We start from the raw sequence: 20,682 nt of genomic DNA on the forward strand, positions 1-20,682 counted from the left end.
AGCAAGCGTAGTCACTGCTGCGGGGCCTCGACAGGTTTTGCTGTCGACACCGCTTGCAGGCCCATTGAATCGCCAGTGAGCGTCGTCAAGGTTTGACTCAAAGCCTGGCCTGACCGAAGCTGGCGACCTTTGCAAAAGCTCGCCAGCTTCCGGATTCCTGCATGCCCAAGTCCCGCCGCTATCTGTTTATCAGCCTCTTTGCCCTGCTCGTCATCGGCCTAGCGTGGGTTTCTCTGCGCAATACCGCCCCGGTGGTTCCCGAAGCCATACAACATGGCTACAGCGAAGCACTGGCGGCTACCCGGGGTGGTCAACCCGGTGCCGCACGGGTGCTCTATCAGCAATTGGGCCGTCCGGACCTGTCCCCCAAGCGTCGTGTCTGGTTGCATGCCGAGCTGCCCAACTATCCAAGCTCGGTGGCCCTGAAACTGGCGGATGCCGACCTGCAGAACGAGTCGCCCGAGGTCCGTATCGCTGCGATCAGGAGTATCAGCGGCCTGGTACCGAGCGGCCAGCGCAGTCTGCTGCTGGGGCCATTGCTCGATGACAGCGAACAAAGCGTGCGGCTGGCCGCAATCAACGCGCTGCTGGGTTTGTCTCCGGATGAACTCGGCTTGTATTTCGGGCCGCTGGAGCAAGCCATCGATGCCTGGGAGCAAGTGCTCAAGAGCGAGCCGCAAAGCGCCGATAACCAATACCAACTGGCCCGGCTGCACCTGCACAACGCCGAGCTCAAGGAAGCGCAACAGGCGCTGGACAACACCCTGCGCCTGGCACCGGACAACCTGCCGGCGCTGGTGCTGCAAATCGAAGTGCTGGATAAACAGGGCCAAAACGACGCCGCCCGGCAGTTGTTGGCCAGGCAACTCCAGGCACAACCCGATTCGGCCTACCTGCAACATGCCCTGGGGCTCTGGCTGCTGCATCACGAGCAAAGCGAATTCGCCCTGCTCGGCCTGTCCAAAGCCGTTGAACTCGAGCCCAATAACCGGGATTACCGCTACGACCTGGCCACCACATTGCACAGTGAGCAAGAGCTCGACGCGGCGCAGAAACAGTTGCAGGAAATCGTTCAGCGCCATCCGAACGATCGCAAGGCACGGGTGCTGCTGATCAGTTACTGGAAGGAAAGCGGGCAACTGCAAAACGTGCAGATCCTGTTGGCCCAACTCGAACAGATGAACCCCGATGATCCGGCGTTGCAACAAGGGCTTTGACCCCGCCTGAAATTTCGTTGAACCGTCGTCCCGGCCCAGGGTCAAGTGAAAAGGCAGCCCGTTGCGGCAGTGCGCGGCGGGTTTCTCGATCCGGGCATGCAGATGATCACCAAGCCCTTTACCTTTGATCTGTTGACGGCGAAGGTGCGGGAGATGATCAGCGCCTGAATGCTTATGAAAGCATGTCTTGCATCAGTTCCTGCAATTTATCCAGATCGAAAGGTTTGTCCAGGATCGGCGCCGTGCGGGTGATCGGGCTGTCGGTCTCACGGATTTCCTGGGCATAGCCGCTGATGAAAATCACCTTGAGTTCCGGTCGCAGCTTCACGGCGGGTTCGGCGATCTGCACGCCGGAGATGCCACCGGGCAGGCGGAAGTCGGTGATCATCATGTCCAGGTGCGGTTTGCTCGCGAGGATTTCAAAAGCCTGCTCGCCGTTTTCCGCCTGCAACACGCGGTAACCCTCGCCCGACAGATAAGCGGACAGCACCATCAGAATCGAGGGATCGTCCTCGACGACGAGTACTACATCTTGTGCATCTTCGCTCATGGGAAGCCTTTGTTCGGTCGATTGCTGCTGATACGACCGTGGGGTCGATCAGAGGTTGCGTTTATCCGGCTGTTTTCCTGCAGCGGCAGACAAACGCGAAACAAGGCGCCTTCGTCAATCCTGCTCTGGACCGTAATAGTACCGCCATGGGCGGTGACAATCTGTTCTGAAATAAACAATCCCAGGCCCAGTCCGGCACCGATATGTTTGGCCGATACCCGTTCGAACTGCTGGAAAATCCGCTTCTGGTTTTCTTCGCTGATACCGATCCCCTGGTCCTGCACGTCCACCAGCGCCCGGCCCTCTTCACTGTAGACTCTCACCGAGACCAGGCCCTTGGCCCCGTAGCGCAAAGCGTTGCTCAACAGGTTGGAAATCACCTGTTCAATACGAAATTCATCCCAATTTCCGATCACCGGTTGCTCGGCATCCAGCGTGACCGACGCCTCGGCGGCGTCGATTTGTTGGGAAAAGTTGTGCATCACGTCGCGAACCAGCGTCGAAAGGTCGAAACACGTCGACCGGATCGACAACTTGCCGGTGCGAATACGCGAAACGTCGAGCATGTCTTCGATCAAGCGTATGAGGCTTTTGATCTGCCGTTCGTCGCGGTCGACCATGGCGTGCATCTTGTCCAGGGTGAAGGCGGCGGCGTTGTCCCGGGCCAGGTGCATCTTGCGCAACTGGGTTTCCAGGATCAGGCCGTTGAGCGGCGTACGGACTTCGTGGGCGACGATGGACATGAAGTCATCGCGCATGCGCACCGCCTGCTCCAGTTCCAACTGGGTGTTTTGCAGTAGCTTGAGCAATGCCTCCTGCTCACGGCGGCTCTGCTCCAGGGCCAGCACTTGTTCCTTCATCGCCTTGCTCTGGCGATACAGGTCGACGAACACATTGACCTTGCTCTTGACCGCGAGGATGTCCAGCGGCTTGTGCAGGAAGTCCACGGCGCCGCTTTCATAGCCCTTGAACGCGTAGTTCAGTTCACGCCCGGCGGCGCTGACGAAGACGATCGGAATATTCCTGGTTTTTTCTGTACCGCGCATCAACTCGGCCAGCTCGAAACCGTTCATGCCGGGCATCTGCACATCGAGGATGGCCATGGCGAATTCGTGTTGCAACAGCAGGGACAAGGCTTCGTCGGCGGACTGCGCCTTGTACACGATTCGGTCCTTACGCTTGATCAGCGCTTCGAGCGCCAGCAGATTCTCCGGCAGATCGTCGACGATCAGCAGATTGGCCTGGATATTACTTAGCATGCGATTCGTTCCAGCTCGACAGGCAGACGGCCGATGCCACCGGCGGAGGCACCGATCACGATCACTTCGATAGCCGGCAAGTTCGTTGCACTGTTCATGATTTTCGGTAGATCCGCTCTTGTTTGACCAGCGGCTCGAACTGATTGCCGAAGGCTGAAAAATTCGGGGTTTCCTTACTGCCCAACACCAAAAAACCGCGATGGCAGAGGGATTCATGAAACAGTCCGAATGCCCGATCCTGAAGTTTTTTATTAAAATAAATCAGTACGTTACGACATGAAATTAATTGAGTTTCTGAAAATACGCTGTCCGTCGCCAGGCTGTGATCGGCGAAGGTCACGTTCTCGCGCAGTGTCTTGTCGAAAATCGCGTAGCCATAAGCCGCCGTATAGTAGTCGGCAAAAGAACACTGGCCACCGGCCTGCTGGTAATTAGCAGTGTAGGCGCGGACATTCTCCATCGAGAAAATCCCTTGCCTGGCCTTTTCCAGCGAGCGCGGATTGATGTCAGTGGCGTAGATGATCGTGCGGTCGAGCAAGCCTTCTTCGCGCAGCACAATGGCCATCGAATACACCTCTTCACCGGTGCTGCATCCGGCGATCCAGATCTTGAGCGAAGGGTAGGTTCGCAGCAGCGGCACCACCTCCTTGCGGATGGCCAGGAAGTGCGAAGGGTCGCGAAACATCTCGCTGACCGGAATGGTCAGCAATTGCAGCAATTGCATGAACGCGGCGGGGTCGTGCAGGACCTTTTCCTGCAACGCCGAGATGGTGTTGCACTCGAACTGGCTCAGCGCATGGTTGACCCGGCGCTTGATCGAAGCGCCGGAGTAATCGCGAAAATCGTAGCTGTACTTGAGGTAAATCGCCTCGATCAACAAGCGCAATTCGATTTCGCTGTTTCGCTCCATTGAAAAATTGCGCTCCACTAGATACGTTCCACCTTCGGTAACCACACACGAATCAGCGAAAACAGGCGATCCAGGTCGATGGGCTTGGCCAGGTAATCGTTGGCGCCGGCCTGCCGGCAGCGCTCCTGGTCGTCCTTCATGGCCTTGGCCGTCACCGCGATGATCGGCAGCTTGCGCCAGCGCGGGTCCTTGCGGATTTCAACAATGGCTTCGAAACCATCCATCCGCGGCATCATTACGTCCATCAACACCAGATCGATGTCTTGCACCTCATTCAATCGTTCAATCGCTTCGCGGCCGTTGCGACCAATGACCACCACTGCGCCTTTTTGCTCCAGCGCACTGGTGAGGGCAAAAATGTTGCGCACATCGTCATCCACCAGCAGCACTTTGCGGCCCTCGAAGACCTTGTCGCGGCTGCGAGCGACCTTGAGCATCTTCTGCCGTTCATGGGACAACCGCGATTCGACTTTGTGCAGAAAAAGCGTCACCTCATCCAGCAGCCGCTCCGGCGAGCGTGCGCCCTTGATGATGATCGAACGCGAATACTTGCACAGTTCAGCCTCTTCATCCCGGGTCAGGTTGCGCCCGGTATAGACGATGACCGGTGGAAAGGAGCAGAGGTCTTCGCTGGACATGCGCTTGAGCAGGTCATTACCGAGCATGTCCGGCAGTTTGAGGTCGATGATCATGCAATCGAAAACCGAGGCCCGCAGCAGGTCCAGCGCCTCCTGCGCCAGGCCAACGGCAGTGATCTCGAGATCATCGTCGCCGATCAGGCGGGCAATGCTGTCGCGCTGCAAGTCGTCGTCCTCGACCAGCAGCACGCGCTTGACCTTCTGGGTCAGCTTGGCCTCGAGGCGTGCAAATACGTCCTTGAGTTCCTCGCGGGTGGTCGGTTTGACCGCATAGCCAATGGCGCCCATGTGCATCGCTGCTTCAACCCGGTCCTCGACCGAAATCACATGCACCGGGATGTGCCGGGTTTCGGCGTGTTCCTTCAGGCGTTGCAGCACGGTCAGGCCGGAGTGATCCGGCAGGCGCATGTCCAGCAGGATCGCGTCGGGGATGAACGTCTTGGCCAGGTCGTAGCCTTCGTCGGCGCCATGGGCCACCAGGCACTGATAACCCAGTTCATGGGCAAGGTCGTAGAGGATGTGCGCAAAGTTCGGCTCATCTTCCACCACCAGAATGCAGCGGCTGGTGAACGGACCGCTGTTGCGATCGTCGTCGAAACGCGGAATGTCGATGTCGGCCATCAGTGGCGACAATGTGGGCGGCAATACACTCGGCGCAGCCGCCACAGGAGCGGCTCGCATCAGTTCGACAGGCCCTTCGCCCGGTTCTATGTATTGCTGTGGCAAGACCAGGGTAAACACACTGCCCTGCCCCGGCGTGCTGGTCACACTGATGGAGCCGCCGAGCAAGGCCGCCAGATCACGGGAGATCGACAAACCCAGTCCGGTGCCGCCATAACGCCGATTGGTGGTGCCATCGGCCTGACGGAATGCCTCGAAAATGCTGTCGTACTGCTGCGCCGCAATGCCGATCCCGGAATCACGGACGCTGAACGCGATGCCGTCGTTCGGGACCGTGGCGACGGACAGGCACACGCTGCCGCTTTCAGTGAATTTGACGGCGTTGGACAGCAGGTTCTTGAGCACCTGCTCCAGGCGCTGGCGGTCGGTGAACAGCATCAGCGGCGCGCCGTCCTGCACATCCAACTGGAAATCCAGCTGTTTGTCCGACGCCAACGGCTGAAACAGACCGCGCAGGCCCTCGACCAGACGCGCCACGCTGGTGTTCTCCGGACGGATCTCCAACTTGCCGGCCTCGACCTTGGAAATGTCCAGAATGTCGTTGATCAGGTTGAGCAAGTCATTGCCGGCGGAGTAGATCGATTCGGCGAATTTGACCTGCTCGGCGCTGAGGTTTTCCTCCGGATTTTCCGCCAGCAGCTTGGCCAGGATCAACGAACTGTTCAGCGGCGTGCGCAACTCGTGGGACATGTTGGCGAGGAATTCGGACTTGTACTTGCTCGAGCGCTGCAACTCTACGGCACGTTCTTCGAGCTGGATCCGGGCCTGATTGAGCTCGGTATTCTTCAGCTCCATGGCGTCGCGTTGCTCGGCCAGAGCTTGTGCCTGTTCGGCGAGCTGTTCGTTGGTCTGCTCCAGCTCCACCTGCTGGATTTCCAGGTGCGCCTGGGACTCCTTGAGAATCCGTGACTGTTCTTCGAGCTCTTCGTTGGCGGTCTTGAGCTCTTCCTGCTGAACTTGCAACTCTTCGTTGAGTTGCTGGGTTTCGGCCAACACCTCCTGCAAACGCTGACGATAGCGTGCAGCCTCGATCGAGGTGCCGATGTTGCCGGCAATCAGCTCAAGCAATTCAATGTCACGGTCCGTCAGTGAGCGCAGAAAGCCCAGTTCGATCACGCCATTGACCCGCTCGTCATCACTGGTGGGCACCACCAGCACACTGCGCGGCAAACCTTCGCCGAGGCCGGAGCTGACTTTGAAGTAATCAACCGGTACCTCGTCCAGGCGAATCAACCGTGCCTGTTGCGCCACCTGGCCGACAATGCCTTCTTCGCTGTAAATCTGTTGCTCCCGCTCTTCTTGCTCACGGGAAAACCCGTAGGTGGCGATGCGTTTGAGGCCGCCGTGGTCTTCGCGCACATAAATAGCCGCCACGGCGGTGCCAAGGTACTGCGCACAAAATTGCAGAATATTGCGTCCCAGCAGGCTCAGGCTCAACTGTCCCAGCACCTGCCCGGCGAGTTGAGTCTGACCGTTGCGCAACCAGGCTTGCTGCTCCAGGCGATGGGCGCTGGCCTGTTGGGCAGCGAGGTTGACGCCGTAGCTTTGCGAAAGATTGAGCAAATCGCGGCGCCCGACATACGCCAGCAAGCCACTGACGCCGGCAATGAACAACAGATAGAGGCTGATACTCCAGACTGTGGTGCGCCGCACGTCTTCATTGCGAGCGGTGCGCAGTTGTTGCTCGGAGTCGATCACGTCCTCGAATTGCTTGCGAATTTCATCGGTCAGGCGTTTGCCGCGTCCGGCCTTGACCACGGCGCGATAGTCACCGCTGCTGCGCTGCAAATCGATCAGCGATTGCGCGTAGCTGGCCCATTCCAGCTGCAATGCCTGCAACCGCAGCAAGCGGTCAGTCTGCACCGGGTTGTCGGCGGTCAGCTCGAGCAAGGTGTTGAGGGCCACGGCAATTCGCGGTTTGGCGGTTTCGTAGGGATCGAGGAAATGTTCGTCGCCACTGAGCAGGAAACCGCGCATCCCGGTTTCCAGGTCCACGGTCAGCTTGAGCGCTTCATTGGCGTTATTGATCACCCGGTCGGTGTGTTGCACCCACTGGATCGTCGACAGTAAATAGCTGATCAGCGAAACGAAGAACACTGCGCTGATGAGGCCCAGACCCAACGGCAGGCTGATGTTGCGGCTCAGGAGTTTACGAAATCGTTGCTCATCAACCGTGGACGCGGAGGTCATGGGTCAGGCCTTGTCGAACTGTCGGGATGCAAGGAGTTTGCCGCAAAACTGGCACATTGATCCAATTTTCTGACATGGTTTCGCGCAAGGTCCTACATTCCGCTGCGGCCGCGCAAAGCGGCGGGTTATCCTTGCGTGACCTGCGCCGCACTCTTTTTTGCATCGCGTCGGGAACTTGTCGGGATCCGCCACTTACTGATGCAAGAAGCTGGTATTTTCGAACGCTGGCAATGCCAATTTTATCGGGAATCTCACTATGTCATCCGTCAACGGCTCCACCATCCTTGTCGTCGAAGACGATGCCATCGTGCGCATGCTGATCGTCGATGTACTGGAGGAGTTGGAGTTCAAGGTGCTGGAAGCCAATGGCAGCGAGCAGGCGCTGGAGACACTCAAGGACTTGAGCCAGCACATTGATCTGATGATGACCGACGTGGGCTTGCCGAACATGGACGGCCGCGAACTGGCCAATGAAGCACGTGTTTTACGTCCAGCCTTGCCGATCCTGTTTGCCAGCGGTTATGCCGAAACCATCGAAGTGCCTCAAGGCATGCACTTGATCGGCAAACCGTTCTCCATCGATCAGTTGCGCGACAAGGTCAAAGACATTCTCGAGTGACGTTGCGATCCGCTGTGGTTTAATGCGCGCCTTTTTCGTCCCTGCCCTGTCTTCGCTTCAAGGAATTCCCGTACATGAACCAGCCCCGCGCAACCAAAGTCCTGGTCATTGGTTACGTCTGGCCCGAGCCCCGCTCTTCCGCGGCCAGCGGGCATGTCATGCAAATCCTCGAGGTTTTCCTGCAGCAAGGCTGGGACATCACGTTCAGCAGCCCGGCGGGCTTCGGCGAACAACGCGCAGACCTGACGGCGTTGGGCATTCGCGAAGTGCCGATCGAGCTGAACAACAGCAGTTTCGACGAGTTCATCAGCGAACTGGCGCCGGACATCGTGTTGTTCGATCAATTCATGATGGAGGAACAGTTCGGATGGCGGGTCGAGAAGCATTGTCCCGATGCCCTGCGCGTGCTCGAAAGCTGCGACCTGCAAAGCCTCAGGCATGGCCGGCATCAACGCCTCAAGGAGCGTTTGAAAACCAGTGATGACAACAATGACTTCAGTGGCCTGTTCGCCCAGGCAGAGCGTGAAGAATTTGAACACATGGCCAACACCGATCTGGCAAAGCGCGAAATCGCCTCGTTTTATCGTTGTGATTTGACGCTGATGGTTTCCGAAGTGGAAATCGAATTGCTGGTCGAGCAGTTCAGGATTCCACGCAACTTGTTGCACTGGTGCCCATTGATGGTCGAACTTGCGGCCAATGCGCCGGTAGCGTTCGAAGACCGGGCGCACTTTCTGCATATCGGCAACTTTCGCCATGCACCCAATTGGGATGCGGTGCTGTGGTTGAAAACCGCTATCTGGCCGCTGATTCGCGAGCAATTACCCAGCGCTCAATTGCATATCTATGGTGCCTACACACCACCCAAGGCCACTGCGTTACATAACGTGGCGCAGGGGTTCCACGTAATGAACTGGGCAGAGGACGCCTTGCAGGTGATGTCGGCGACGCGGGTGTGCCTGGCGCCCTTGCGTTTTGGCGCAGGTATCAAGGGCAAAATCGTCGATGCAATGCTCTGTGGCACACCGAATGTGACGACGCCAGTCGGTGCGGAGGCGATGCATGGCGAAGAGACTTGGCCCGGTGCAGTGACCCGTTCGGCACGCGAGTTCGCCGATCATGCCGTGCAACTGCACAACGACAAGGCCCTATGGTTGAGCGCCCAGAATCAAGCCCGCGCTTTGTTGGCCAGTCGCTACCAGCCGTCCATTCATGGCCCGGCGTTGATTGAACGGCTGGTTGCTTGTCAGCGGCACCTGTCCGACATTCGGCGAGATAACTTTACCGGCAGCATGTTGCGCCATCACCACCACAAAAGTACTCAATACATGGCGCAATGGATTGAAGCGAAAAACCGGGCCCAATGAGTCGCCGAAAATAACCCTGTATAAAACTCACTAGATAACTTATTAACAATACGAAACACCCCGCCACTCCTGCCTGAGTCGCATGAGTGGCTTTCCTGTTTTTTAGTTGCTATAAAACCCCTCTCCGCCAAATGCGATAAAGCATTTAGCGCATAAACAACTGTATCCAACCCACTTGCACGGACGCACTATGGACGACAATAACGAAATACAACCAAGCTTTGAGTATGGCAACTATAAACCCACACTCAACGACTGGATGAGTAATATTCCAATCATCGAAAACTTGACGCTCGGCGAGCTGATTTTGCCTGGCGCACATAATACCGGCTCAGACAAGAACGGTAACTATATCTGGGCACCAACCATGCACTGGGCCGTCTGCCAAAACGACTCGTTTTATTATCAACTGATGAACGGCGCCAGGGCATTCGACATCAGACTTGAATTTGACATGAATATCAGGAATGGCAATAGTTACTCGTATTTTTACTTTCACCATAACGGAATACGCTCCTATCGCGAGCTCTCTCAGCTCGCTCAGGATGTATCCAGCTTTCTAGTGCATAATCCCGATGAGTTCATAATCCTCGACTTCCACAAACTGGAACGTGGAAATCGTCCCGTTAACTTCAAGGAATTCAGTGACCGCCTCGTGCGCAGTTTAGGCGAACTCATCATTCCTCCTGAACACAGCCGCAAGACGCTTGGACAGTTGAAACGCATCAGCAGGACTCAACGGGTACTGCTCGCCGCCGATCATCACCCGGACCTGGACCCACAAGCCTTTTGCAGGAGCGTTCAACATAAATGGAGCGGCTCCGCCATCACCGATGTCCAATACCTCGAATCTTTTATTGAAACCGTCATGACGACCCCTCCCTCTTCAAGTTTCCCATGGTCTCTATCTGCCACCGCTTACTCCGTCGTCGGTGGCCCGGTTAGCATCCCCAAAGAGCTGAATGATTGGTTCGATGTAAACAAACCATGGATTCACAAATGCAGCATTATCAATGTGGATTTTTTTGAAGAGTCAAACCTGGTTCACAACTGCCGCGCGGCAAACGTAATGAAGGCCCAATCCCGCCTCAAGCAACAGCGGCCATGAGGCAATGGTGCGCGGTTTTTTGATATCCGCCTGGGCGTACGTTCAAACGGCAGAGTAGCGTTATCCATCCGGCTGGAGGCATGATCAGGGCGGGATAACAACACAAGCGCCCTGACATGACCCGCACCGCCAGAGTCACCGATCCTTCCTATGAATTGATGGACGACCACAACGGGTTGTCCATCATCTACCGTCAGCATGGCTTTCCCTGCCCGCTGGTGCGCTGGCATTTCCACAAGGAATACGAGTTGCACCTGATCGTCGCCAGTTCCGGCAAGGTGTTCATTGGCGATTACATCGGCAACTTCTATCCGCAAACCCTGTTCCTGACCGGCCCCAACCTGCCCCACAACTGGATCAGCCAGGTGGCCGAGGACGAAGTGGTGCCCAAGCGCGACATGCTGGTCAACTTCACCGACGAGCTGTTCGACAGCGGCTATCAGGTGTTTGCCGAACTCAAGACCCTGGCGCCGCTGCTGGAGCGCGCGCAATACGGCATCGAGTTTCGCTGCAAGCACACCATCGCCCAGGCCATGGACTTGATGCAGCGCATCGCCGAAACCAGCGGCATCACCCGGCTCGGGCACTTTTTCATTCTGCTGGAGTTGCTCGCGGCCACCGACGACTACCAATTGCTCTCTGGCGCCACGACGCCACAACTGGCCGACGAGCACAACATCGATCGCACCAACCGCGCAGTGGATTACATTTTTGCCCACTACGCCCGGGACTTGACGCTGGAGGAAGTCGCCGAGCACCTGGGCATGAAGCCCACGTATTTCAGCCGCGTATTCAAGCAGGCCACCGGGCGCAATTTCGTCGAATTCGTCAATCGCCTGCGCATCAGCAAGTCCTGCGAGTTGCTGGCCGATGGCGACAAGCCGGTCACTGACGTGTGCTTCGAATCGGGCTTCAACAATATTTCCAACTTCAACCGGCGCTTCCAGCAACTCAAGGGCATGACCCCGTCGCACTACCGGCGGTTGGTGGTGCAGCGGTTGACCGAGCAAAACCTCGGCTGAAGACATACCTCAAATCCCTGTGGGAGCGAGCCTGCTCGCGATGGCGGTGTGTCAGTTTGCAAAATGTCGTCTGACACGACGCATTCGCGAGCAGGCTCGCTCCCACAGGTACAGCGTTACCCCCTGAAACCTGTACGGATTCAATACCCCTCCTTCGCTGAAAAGCCCTTCCCTGCGTCTACCTGCCAAAACCCCAGTGCAAAAAAGTATCGATCAAAGTGCGATGGATGATTTGTCTCGCCCTCCATTGAAGGATGTAATCAGTGCACATTCTTCCCTCCGCAGGAAGACACAAAAACAATAACTGTCCTTCTGCAACCCATTGGGTGCAGAAAAGGAGTGCACGATGCAACCGTCAGTAAAAGCTCTGCTCGCCCTCACCTGCATGACCCTCAGTAGCGCCAGTCTCGGCGCCCAGACCCTGACCATCGCCACCGTCAACAACAGCGACATGATCCGCATGCAAAAGCTCTCGAAAACCTTCGAGGCCGAGCATCCGGACATCAAGCTCAATTGGGTGGTGCTCGAAGAAAACGTCCTGCGCCAGCGCCTGACCACCGACATCGCCACCCAGGGCGGGCAGTTCGACGTGCTGACCATCGGCATGTACGAAGCCGCACTCTGGGGTGCCAAGGGCTGGCTGGCGCCGATGAAGGATTTGCCGGCCAGCTATGCCCTCGATGACGTGTTCCCGTCGGTGCGCGAAGGCCTGTCGGTCAAAGGCTCGCTGTATGCCCTGCCGTTCTACGCCGAAAGCTCGATCACCTATTACCGCACCGACCTGTTCAACGACGCCGGCCTGACCATGCCCGAGCGCCCGACCTGGGAGCAGATCGGTGAATTCGCCGCCAGGCTCAACAAACCCGAGCAGGAACAGTACGGCATCTGCCTGCGGGGCAAGGCCGGCTGGGGCGAGAACATGGCGCTGATCAGCACCGTCGCCAACGCCTACGGCGCTCGCTGGTTCGATGAACAGTGGCAGCCGGAATTCAACGGCCCCGAGTGGAAAAGCGCGCTGAATTTCTACGTCGACACCATGAAGAAATCCGGCCCGCCGGGCGCCTCGAGCAATGGTTTCAATGAAAACCTGGCGTTGTTCAACAGCGGCAAATGCGCGATCTGGGTCGATGCCAGCGTCGCCGGCTCGTTCGTCACCGACAAGGCCCAGAGCAAGGTCACCGATCACGTCGGTTTCACTTATGCGCCGCATCAAGTCACCGACAAGGGCTCGGCCTGGCTGTACTCCTGGGCACTGGCCATTCCCACCAGTTCCAAAGCCAAGGAAGCAGCGAAAACCTTCAGCGCCTGGGCCACTTCCAAAGAATACGGCGCACTGGTCGCGGAAAAAGACGGCATCGCCAACGTGCCGCCGGGTACCCGGGCCTCGACCTACAGCGAGGCGTACATGAGCGCTGCGCCATTCGCCAAGGTCACGCTGGAATCACTCAAGGCCGCGGACCCGAGCAAGCCGGGCGCCAGGCCTGTGCCGTACATCGGCATCCAGTTGGTGACCATTCCCGAGTTCCAGGGCATTGGTACCCAGGTCGGCAAGTCCTTCTCTGCAGCGTTGATCGGCCAGACCACGGCCGACCAGGCATTGGCGGCGGCCCAGCAAACCACCGAGCGCGAGATGAAGCGCGCGGGTTATCCCAAGTAACCCAGACCCCGCTCTCGCCTCCTGTGAGAGCGAGCCTGCTCACGATGACGGGCTCCCATTCAACATTGTGGGTGACTGATACAGCGCTATCGCGAGCAGGCTCGCTCCTACAGTGGATATCCATAAGTCTGTATGACTCGGTTCTGATCACCATGAATACATCAACTGCCAAAGCTCACATGGACATTGTCCAACCCCAGCGCAAACGCCGCGTGACCAATCCCGGCTGGTTTCTGGTCAGCCCTTCGGTGGCATTGCTGCTGTTGTGGATGATCGTGCCACTGGGCATGACCGTCTACTTCTCGACCATCCGCTACAACTTGCTCAATCCCGGCGAGAACGCGTTCGTCGGGCTGGAAAATTTCACCTACTTCCTCACCGATTCGGGCTTCCTGCCCGGCGCCACCAACACGCTGTTGCTGGTGGGCAGCGTGCTGCTGATCAGTGTGGTGTTCGGCGTGCTGATCAGTGCGCTGCTGGAGGCCAGTGAGTTTTTCGGTCGCGGCATCGTGCGGGTGATGCTGATCTCGCCGTTTTTCATCATGCCCACGGTGGGCGCGCTGATCTGGAAGAACCTGATCTTCCATCCGGTATCAGGGATTCTCGCCTACGTCTGGAAGCTGTTCGGTGCGCAACCGGTGGACTGGCTCGCGCACTACCCGCTGCTGTCGATCATCATCATTGTCTCGTGGCAATGGCTGCCCTTCGCGATCCTGATCCTGATGACCGCCATGCAGTCCCTCGACCAGGAACAGAAAGAAGCCGCGCGCCTGGACGGTGCCGGACCCATCGCGATTTTCTGGCACTTGACCCTGCCGCACCTGGCGAGGCCGATTGCGGTGGTGGTGATGATCGAAACCATCTTCCTGCTCTCGGTGTTCGCCGAAATCTTCACCACCACCAACGGCGGCCCCGGCTACGCCTCGACCAACCTCGCCTACCTGATCTACAACCAGGCGCTGGTGCAGTTCGACGTCGGCATGGCCTCGGCGGGCGGCTTGATCGCCGTGGTCATCGCCAACATCGCCGCGATCATTCTGGTGCGAATGATCGGCAAAAACCTGACCGACAAAGCCTGAGGCCTGCCATGACTCTTCAACAATCCCGTCGTTTGCAAAGCCTGCTGCTCGGTACATTGGCCTGGGCCATCGCGATCCTGATTTTCTTCCCGATCTTCTGGATGGTACTGACCAGTTTCAAGACCGAAATCGATGCCTTCGCCACGCCGCCGCAGTTCATCTTCATGCCGACGCTGGAGAACTACCTGCACATCAACGAGCGCAGCGACTATTTCAGTTTCGCCTGGAACTCGGTGGTGATTTCCTTCAGCGCCACGGCCCTGTGCCTGCTGATCGCGGTGCCTGCGGCCTACTCCATGGCGTTCTACGAAACCCAGCGCACCCGAGGCACACTGCTATGGATGCTCTCGACCAAGATGCTGCCGCCGGTGGGCGTGCTGATGCCGATCTACCTGCTGGCCAAGAGTTTCGGCCTGCTCGATACGCGCATTGCACTGATCGTCATCTATACGCTGATCAACCTGCCGATCGTGGTCTGGATGATTTACACCTACTTCAAGGACATCCCCAAGGACATCCTCGAAGCCGCGCGCCTGGACGGCGCAACGCTGGCGCAGGAAATGCTCCGGGTGTTGCTGCCCATCGCCAAGGGCGGACTGGCGTCCACGGTGTTGCTGTCGCTGATCCTGTGCTGGAACGAGGCCTTCTGGTCGCTGAACCTGACCTCGTCGAAAGCCGCGCCATTGAGCGCATTGATCGCCGCGTACTCAAGCCCCGAAGGACTGTTCTGGGCCAAGTTGTCGGCCGTCTCGACCCTGGCCTGTGCGCCGATCCTGATCTTCGGCTGGATCAGCCAGAAACAACTGGTTCGCGGCCTGTCGTTCGGCGCCGTGAAATGAATCAAAAACAAAAGATCGCAGCCTTCGGCAGCTCCTACACAGAGCCCCCAAGCACCGCGACTCCCCTGTAGGAGCTGCCGCAGGCTGCGATCTTTTGATCTTAAACAACAACAAACGGAGGCCCATCACCATGGCCAACCTGAAAATCAAGAATTTGCAAAAAGGCTTCGAAGGCTTTTCCATCATCAAGGGCATTGACCTGGAAGTGAACGACAAGGAATTCGTGGTCTTCGTCGGCCCGTCGGGTTGCGGCAAATCCACGTTGCTGCGGCTGATCGCAGGGCTGGAAGAAGTCAGTGGCGGCACCATCGAACTCGATGGCCGCGACATCACCGAAGTGAGCCCGGCCAAGCGCGACCTGGCGATGGTGTTCCAGACCTACGCCCTGTATCCGCACATGAGCGTGCGCAAGAACATGTCGTTCGCCCTCGACCTGGCCGGCGTGGCGAAGGCCGAGGTGGAGAAAAAGGTCAGCGAAGCGGCGCGCATCCTCGAACTGGGGCCTATGCTGGAGCGCAAGCCCAAGCAACTGTCCGGCGGCCAGCGCCAGCGCGTGGCGATTGGCCGGGCTATCGTGCGCAACCCGAAAATTTTCCTGTTCGACGAACCGTTGTCCAACCTTGATGCCGCCCTGCGCGTGCAGATGCGCCTGGAACTGTTGCGCCTGCACAAAGAACTGCAAGCCACGATGATCTACGTGACTCACGATCAGGTCGAAGCGATGACCATGGCCGACAAAGTGGTCGTACTCAATGGCGGCAAGATCGAGCAAGTCGGCTCGCCGCTGGACCTCTATCACCAGCCGGCCAACCTGTTTGTCGCGGGGTTTCTGGGCACACCGAAAATGGGCTTTCTCAAAGGCAAGGTCACACGCACCGACAGTCAGGGCTGTGAAGTGCAACTGGACGCCGGAACCCGCATCAGCCTGCCCTTGAGCGGCAGTCATTTGAGCGTCGGGAGTGCGGTGACGCTGGGCATCCGCCCCGAGCATCTGGAACTGGCCAAACCCGGCGACTGCACCTTGCAGGTCACCGCCGATGTCAGCGAACGCCTGGGCAGCGACACCTTCTGCCACGTCCTGACCTCGTCCGGCGAAGCCCTGACCATGCGGGTTCGCGGCGATCTGGCCAGCCGTTATGGCGAAACCCTGAGCCTGCACCTGGATGCGCAACACTGCCATTTATTCGATGCCGACGGCGTGGCACTGACCCGCCCGCTGCGCGTTGCTGCCTGATTTCAGAGAGCCTGCGATGAAACTGAACAAACACAACCTCAGCCGCCTCGCGCCTGAAGTGGTCCTGCCCGCCTACGCGTTGGGCGATACCCGCCAAGGCATCGCGCACATCGGCGTCGGCGGTTTCCATCGCGCCCACCAGGCGTTTTACTCCGATGCACTGATGAATACCGGAGAAGCGCTGGACTGGGCAATCTGTGGTGTCGGCCTGCGCGCCGAGGACCGCCGCGCCCGTGACGATCTCAAGGATCAGGACTACCTGTTCACCCTGTTCGAACTTGGTGATAACGACGACACCGAGGTGCGGGTGATCGGGGCAATTCGCGACATGTTGCTGGCAGAGGACGATGCCCAGGCGTTGATCGACAAACTGACCAGTCCCGAGATCCGCATCGTCTCGCTGACCATCACCGAAGGCGGTTACTGCATCGACGACAGCACCGGTGAGTTCATGGCGCACTTGCCGCAGATTCAGCATGACCTGGCGCATCCGGAGGCGCCGAAAACCGTGTTCGGTTTCCTCTGTGCCGCACTGGCCAAGCGTCGCGCCGCCGGCACGCCGGCCTTCACCCTGATGTCCTGCGATAACCTGCCGCACAACGGTGCCGTCACCCGTAAGGCGCTGCTAGCCTTCGCCGCCTTGCACGACGGCGAATTACGCGACTGGATAGACGCCAACGTCAGTTTCCCCAACGCCATGGTCGACCGCATCACGCCGACGACCAGTTCCCGGCACCGCCTGCAACTGGCCGACCAGCATGGGGTGGACGATGCCTGGCCAGTGGTCTGCGAACCCTTTGTGCAATGGGTGCTGGAAGACAAGTTCGTCAACGGTCGCCCGGCCTGGGAAAAGGTTGGCGTGCAGTTCACCGACGACGTCACGCCCTACGAAGAAATGAAGATCAAGCTGCTCAACGGCAGTCATCTGGCGCTGACGTACCTGGGATTCCTCAAGGGTTACCGCTTCGTCCATGAGACCATGAACGACCCGCTGTTCGTGCGCTACATGCGCGCCTACATGGACCTGGATGTGACGCCGCAGCTGCCGGCGGTGCCGGGAATTGACCTGGCCGAGTACAAGAACACCCTGGTGACGCGCTTCTCCAATCAGGCGATTGCCGATCAGCTTGAACGGGTGTGTTCGGACGGCTCGTCGAAGTTTCCGAAATTCACCGTGCCGACCATCAACCGCTTGATCGCCGATGGCCGTGAGACCAAGCGAGCAGCGTTGGTGGTGGCGGCGTGGGCGCTGTACCTCAAGGGCGTGGATGAGCATGGCGAGACCTATTCGATCCCGGACCCACGCGCAGCGTTCTGCCAGACGCTGGTGGCCGATGATGTGTTGATTACCCAGCGATTGTTGGCGGTCGAGGAGATTTTTGGTACGGCCATTGCGCGCTCACCGGAGTTTGTCGCAGCGTTCGAGTGGTGCTGCAATAGTTTGCGCGGGGTTGGAGTGTCGCGAACGTTGGAGCGGGTGCTGGCTTGAGGTCGGTGGTGTAGCAACTGCCGTCATCGCGAGCAGGTCGGATCGCCGCACCGTCGCCCCCACATTGGATAATCGTCGAGCGCAACATGTGTGTTCTCTGAAGATCTCCTGTGGGAGCGAGCCTGCTCGCGATGAGGGTTTACTGATATCCAAGGATCCTGCATGACAACCCGACAACTCTTCCTCGGCATCGACTGCGGCACCCAGGGCACCAAAGCCATCATCCTCGACGCGGCCAGCGGTGAGGTGCTCGGCCAGGGAGCGGCCAGCCACAGCCTGATCAGCGCGGCCAATGGCCGCCGCGAACAGGACACCCAGCAGTGGCTGGAAGCCTTCACCACCGCCACCCGCCGCGCCTTGCTCGCGGCTGAAGCCGATGGCCAGTCGATCCTCGGCATTGGCGTCTCCGGCCAGCAACATGGCCTGGTGCTGCTCGACGATCAGGGCAAGGTATTACGTGCGGCCAAGCTCTGGTGCGACACCGAAACCACCCCGGAAAATGACCGCCTGCTGGCCCATCTGGGCGGCGAAAAGGGTTCGCTGGAACGCCTCGGCGTGGTCATCGCACCGGGTTACACCCTGTCCAAACTGCTATGGACCAAAGAGCAGCATCCCGAGGTGTTTTCCCGCATCGCCCGCATCCTGCTACCCCACGACTACCTCAACCATTGGCTAACCGGCCGCAGTTGCAGCGAATACGGCGATGCCTCGGGCACCGGGTATTTCAATGTGCGTACGCGCCGGTGGGATTTGCAATTGTTGCTGGACATCGACCCGAGCGGACGCCTGCAAGCCGCGCTACCTGAGCTGATCGATGCCCATCAGGCGGTCGGTACGGTTCTGCCGGGCATTGCCGAACACCTGGGCATCAACCCGCGGGCACTGGTGTCCAGTGGCGGCGGCGACAACATGATGGGCGCCATTGGCACCGGCAACATCCAGCCCGGTGCAATCACTATGAGCCTCGGCTCGTCCGGCACGGTGTACGCCTATGCCGATCAACCGAGCGTCGCCGCGGATGCCGCAGTCGCCACGTTCTGTTCTTCCAGTGGCGGATGGTTGCCATTGATCTGCACCATGAACCTGACCAATGCCACCGGTCTGATTCGTGACCTGCTGGACCTCGACATCGATCAGTTCAATGAGCTCGTTGCCCAGGCGCCGATCGGTGCCGAAGGTGTGAGCATGTTGCCGTTTTTCAACGGGGAGCGGGTGCCTGCCCTGCCCCATGCCAGTGGCAGCCTGTCGGGTCTGACCATGACCAATCTGACCCGGGCCAATCTGTGCCGCGCGGTGGTCGAAGGCACGACGTTCGGTTTGCGTTACGGACTGGACCTGTTACGCCACAATGGCTTGCAAAGCCGCAGCATTCGGCTGATCGGCGGTGGTTCGAAAAGCGCGGTGTGGCGGCAGATCGTCGCCGACACCATGAACACCCCGGTGATCTGCACCGAACAAAGCGAGGCCGCGGCTCTCGGTGCGGCGATCCAGGCGGCCTGGTGCGTATCCCGGGCGAACGGGCACGAACACAGTCTGGCGGACTTGTGCGAGCGTTGCGTGAAGCTCGACCCGGCCAGTGAAACCCTGCCGGTCGCCGACAATGTACACGCCTGTCAGCAGGCGTATGAACGCTATCAACAGCATGTCGCAACCCTTTGAAGAGTGAACAACTATGTACCTGGTGTGTGGCGAAGCGCTGTTCGATTTTTTCAGTGAAAACGACGCCAGCGGTCTGGCTTCCAAAGTGAACTTCAAAGCCATTGCCGGTGGTTCGCCGTTCAATGTGGCAGTGGGCTTGCGCCGATTGGGCGTGGACGCGGCGCTGTTGGCCGGGTTGTCCACCGATTACCTGGGGCGGCGCCTGCTGCAAGTGCTGCAAGATGAAGGCGTGTGCCAGGACTACCTGCTGGATTTTGCCGCGCCGACCACCCTGGCGATGGTCGCGGTCGGGGCCAATGGCTCACCGCAGTACAGCTTCCGTGGCGAAGGCTGCGCGGATCGACAATTGCAACCGGAGCACCTGCCGGCACTCGGGCCTGAGGTACGCGGCCTGCATATCGGTTCGTTCTCCCTGGTGGTGCAGCCGATTGCCGACACCCTATTGGCACTGGTGCGCCGGGAAAGCGGCAAGCGCCTGATCAGCCTCGATCCGAACGTGCGCCTGAACCCGGAGCCGGACATTGACCTGTGGCGTGCACGGATCGCGACGCTGGTCGAACTGGCTGATCTGATCAAGGTCAGCGACGAGGATCTGCATCTGCTGTACCCCGGCCAAGACCCGGCGCAGGTGATCGAAGGCTGGTTGCAACACCGYTGTCAGCTGGTGTTCCTGACCCGGGGCGGCGATGGCGCGAGCGTGTTCAGCCGGGTTCACGGTTCGTGGTCGGCTCCTGCCTGTGCGGTAAAAATCGCCGACACCGTGGGCGCGGGCGATACCTTTCAGGCGGCGCTGATTGCCTGGTTGACCGAACAGCAGCTGGATTCGGTGGAGGGTGTGAAGCAACTTGGCCGCGAGCAGATCGACCGCATGCTGAAGTTCGCGGTCCAGGCGGCGGCGCTGACGTGCAGCAAGACCGGACCGGATTTGCCTTATCGGCAGCAGTTGGATTTGCGCTGAATTCGAGGGACTCTTCGCGAGCAGGCTCGCTCCTACAGTAGATTCATGCCCGACAGCGATCCAATGTAGGAGCGAGCCTGCTCGCGATGACTTTCCATCAGGCGCCCGATGGTCTTAACTGATACACAGGATCGCGCATTCGCAACAGACGGCGTTCAGCCGGGTTAACCCTCGCTTAACCGTGCGGTCCAACACTTCACTGGACC

17 protein-coding genes are annotated in these 20,682 nt (G+C 58.9%); 13 read left to right on the forward strand and 4 right to left on the reverse strand.

All coding sequences use genetic code 11. The annotated features are described in order from the left end of the window. Positions 1–161: 161 nt before the first annotated feature. Together AC1DWG_RS20185 and AC1DWG_RS20190 are read left to right on the forward strand one after the other, a co-directional pair. Positions 162–1,217, forward strand: coding sequence for a tetratricopeptide repeat protein (locus AC1DWG_RS20185; RefSeq protein WP_477761954.1), 1,056 nt, complete (start codon positions 162–164; stop codon positions 1,215–1,217). 45 nt (positions 1,218–1,262) lie between these two features. Beyond that, the gene (locus AC1DWG_RS20190) at positions 1,263–1,385 is read left to right on the forward strand and encodes a hypothetical protein (RefSeq protein ID WP_477756357.1); all 123 of its coding nucleotides are present in this window, start codon (positions 1,263–1,265) and stop codon (positions 1,383–1,385) included. 4 nt (positions 1,386–1,389) lie between these two features. Here AC1DWG_RS20190 and AC1DWG_RS20195 read toward each other — a convergent pair whose 3' ends face one another. The 4 genes from AC1DWG_RS20195 to AC1DWG_RS20210 all read right to left on the reverse strand — a co-directional run bounded on the left by AC1DWG_RS20195 (position 1,390) and on the right by AC1DWG_RS20210 (position 7,445). Then, the gene (locus tag AC1DWG_RS20195; RefSeq protein ID WP_223458099.1) at positions 1,390–1,767 is read right to left on the reverse strand and encodes a response regulator; all 378 of its coding nucleotides are present in this window, start codon (positions 1,765–1,767) and stop codon (positions 1,390–1,392) included. After that, a complete protein-coding gene (locus AC1DWG_RS20200) occupies positions 1,764–3,026 on the reverse strand; it encodes a hybrid sensor histidine kinase/response regulator (RefSeq protein WP_477788262.1) in 1,263 nt (420 codons plus the stop codon). Before AC1DWG_RS20200 ends, AC1DWG_RS20195 begins: the two co-directional genes overlap by 4 nt. A gap of 94 nt (positions 3,027–3,120) precedes the next feature. Next, a complete protein-coding gene (locus AC1DWG_RS20205) occupies positions 3,121–3,936 on the reverse strand; it encodes a CheR family methyltransferase (protein WP_477761956.1) in 816 nt (271 codons plus the stop codon). A gap of 17 nt (positions 3,937–3,953) precedes the next feature. Continuing rightward, complete coding sequence (locus AC1DWG_RS20210) at positions 3,954–7,445, reverse strand: response regulator (RefSeq protein WP_477788263.1); 3,492 nt, start codon at positions 7,443–7,445, stop codon at positions 3,954–3,956. A gap of 256 nt (positions 7,446–7,701) precedes the next feature. On the opposite strand from AC1DWG_RS20210, the gene AC1DWG_RS20215 reads away from it, so the two are divergent. The 11 genes from AC1DWG_RS20215 to AC1DWG_RS20265 all read left to right on the forward strand — a co-directional run bounded on the left by AC1DWG_RS20215 (position 7,702) and on the right by AC1DWG_RS20265 (position 20,476). Next, the gene (locus AC1DWG_RS20215; RefSeq protein ID WP_477761958.1) at positions 7,702–8,064 is read left to right on the forward strand and encodes a response regulator; all 363 of its coding nucleotides are present in this window, start codon (positions 7,702–7,704) and stop codon (positions 8,062–8,064) included. 74 nt (positions 8,065–8,138) lie between these two features. Next, positions 8,139–9,431, forward strand: coding sequence for a glycosyltransferase (locus AC1DWG_RS20220; RefSeq protein WP_477788264.1), 1,293 nt, complete (start codon positions 8,139–8,141; stop codon positions 9,429–9,431). A gap of 190 nt (positions 9,432–9,621) precedes the next feature. Further along, positions 9,622–10,539 (forward strand): phosphatidylinositol-specific phospholipase C domain-containing protein, encoded by a 918-nt coding sequence (locus tag AC1DWG_RS20225; RefSeq protein ID WP_477761960.1) that lies wholly within the window; start codon positions 9,622–9,624, stop codon positions 10,537–10,539. Between the two features lie 116 nt (positions 10,540–10,655). Further along, positions 10,656–11,561 carry a helix-turn-helix domain-containing protein gene (locus AC1DWG_RS20230; RefSeq protein WP_477788265.1) on the forward strand — a complete coding sequence of 302 codons (906 nt, stop codon included), beginning with the start codon at positions 10,656–10,658 and terminating at the stop codon, positions 11,559–11,561. 346 nt (positions 11,562–11,907) lie between these two features. After that, positions 11,908–13,218: an ABC transporter substrate-binding protein gene (locus AC1DWG_RS20235; protein WP_477788266.1), complete on the forward strand. Its 1,311-nt coding sequence runs from the start codon at positions 11,908–11,910 to the stop codon at positions 13,216–13,218. A gap of 152 nt (positions 13,219–13,370) precedes the next feature. Next, the gene (locus tag AC1DWG_RS20240; protein WP_477761963.1) at positions 13,371–14,297 is read left to right on the forward strand and encodes a carbohydrate ABC transporter permease; all 927 of its coding nucleotides are present in this window, start codon (positions 13,371–13,373) and stop codon (positions 14,295–14,297) included. A gap of 8 nt (positions 14,298–14,305) precedes the next feature. Beyond that, positions 14,306–15,136, forward strand: coding sequence for a carbohydrate ABC transporter permease (locus tag AC1DWG_RS20245; RefSeq protein WP_477761964.1), 831 nt, complete (start codon positions 14,306–14,308; stop codon positions 15,134–15,136). A gap of 130 nt (positions 15,137–15,266) precedes the next feature. Further along, a complete protein-coding gene (locus tag AC1DWG_RS20250; protein ID WP_477788267.1) occupies positions 15,267–16,370 on the forward strand; it encodes an ABC transporter ATP-binding protein in 1,104 nt (367 codons plus the stop codon). Between the two features lie 16 nt (positions 16,371–16,386). Further along, positions 16,387–17,859 carry a mannitol dehydrogenase family protein gene (locus tag AC1DWG_RS20255; protein WP_477788268.1) on the forward strand — a complete coding sequence of 491 codons (1,473 nt, stop codon included), beginning with the start codon at positions 16,387–16,389 and terminating at the stop codon, positions 17,857–17,859. Between the two features lie 162 nt (positions 17,860–18,021). Then, complete coding sequence (gene xylB, locus AC1DWG_RS20260; protein ID WP_477761967.1) at positions 18,022–19,518, forward strand: xylulokinase; 1,497 nt, start codon at positions 18,022–18,024, stop codon at positions 19,516–19,518. 13 nt (positions 19,519–19,531) lie between these two features. Further along, complete coding sequence (locus AC1DWG_RS20265; protein WP_477761968.1) at positions 19,532–20,476, forward strand: carbohydrate kinase family protein; 945 nt, start codon at positions 19,532–19,534, stop codon at positions 20,474–20,476. The last annotated feature ends 206 nt before the right edge of the window (positions 20,477–20,682 follow it).

This window comes from Pseudomonas sp. P4_B3 (genome assembly GCF_056402295.1).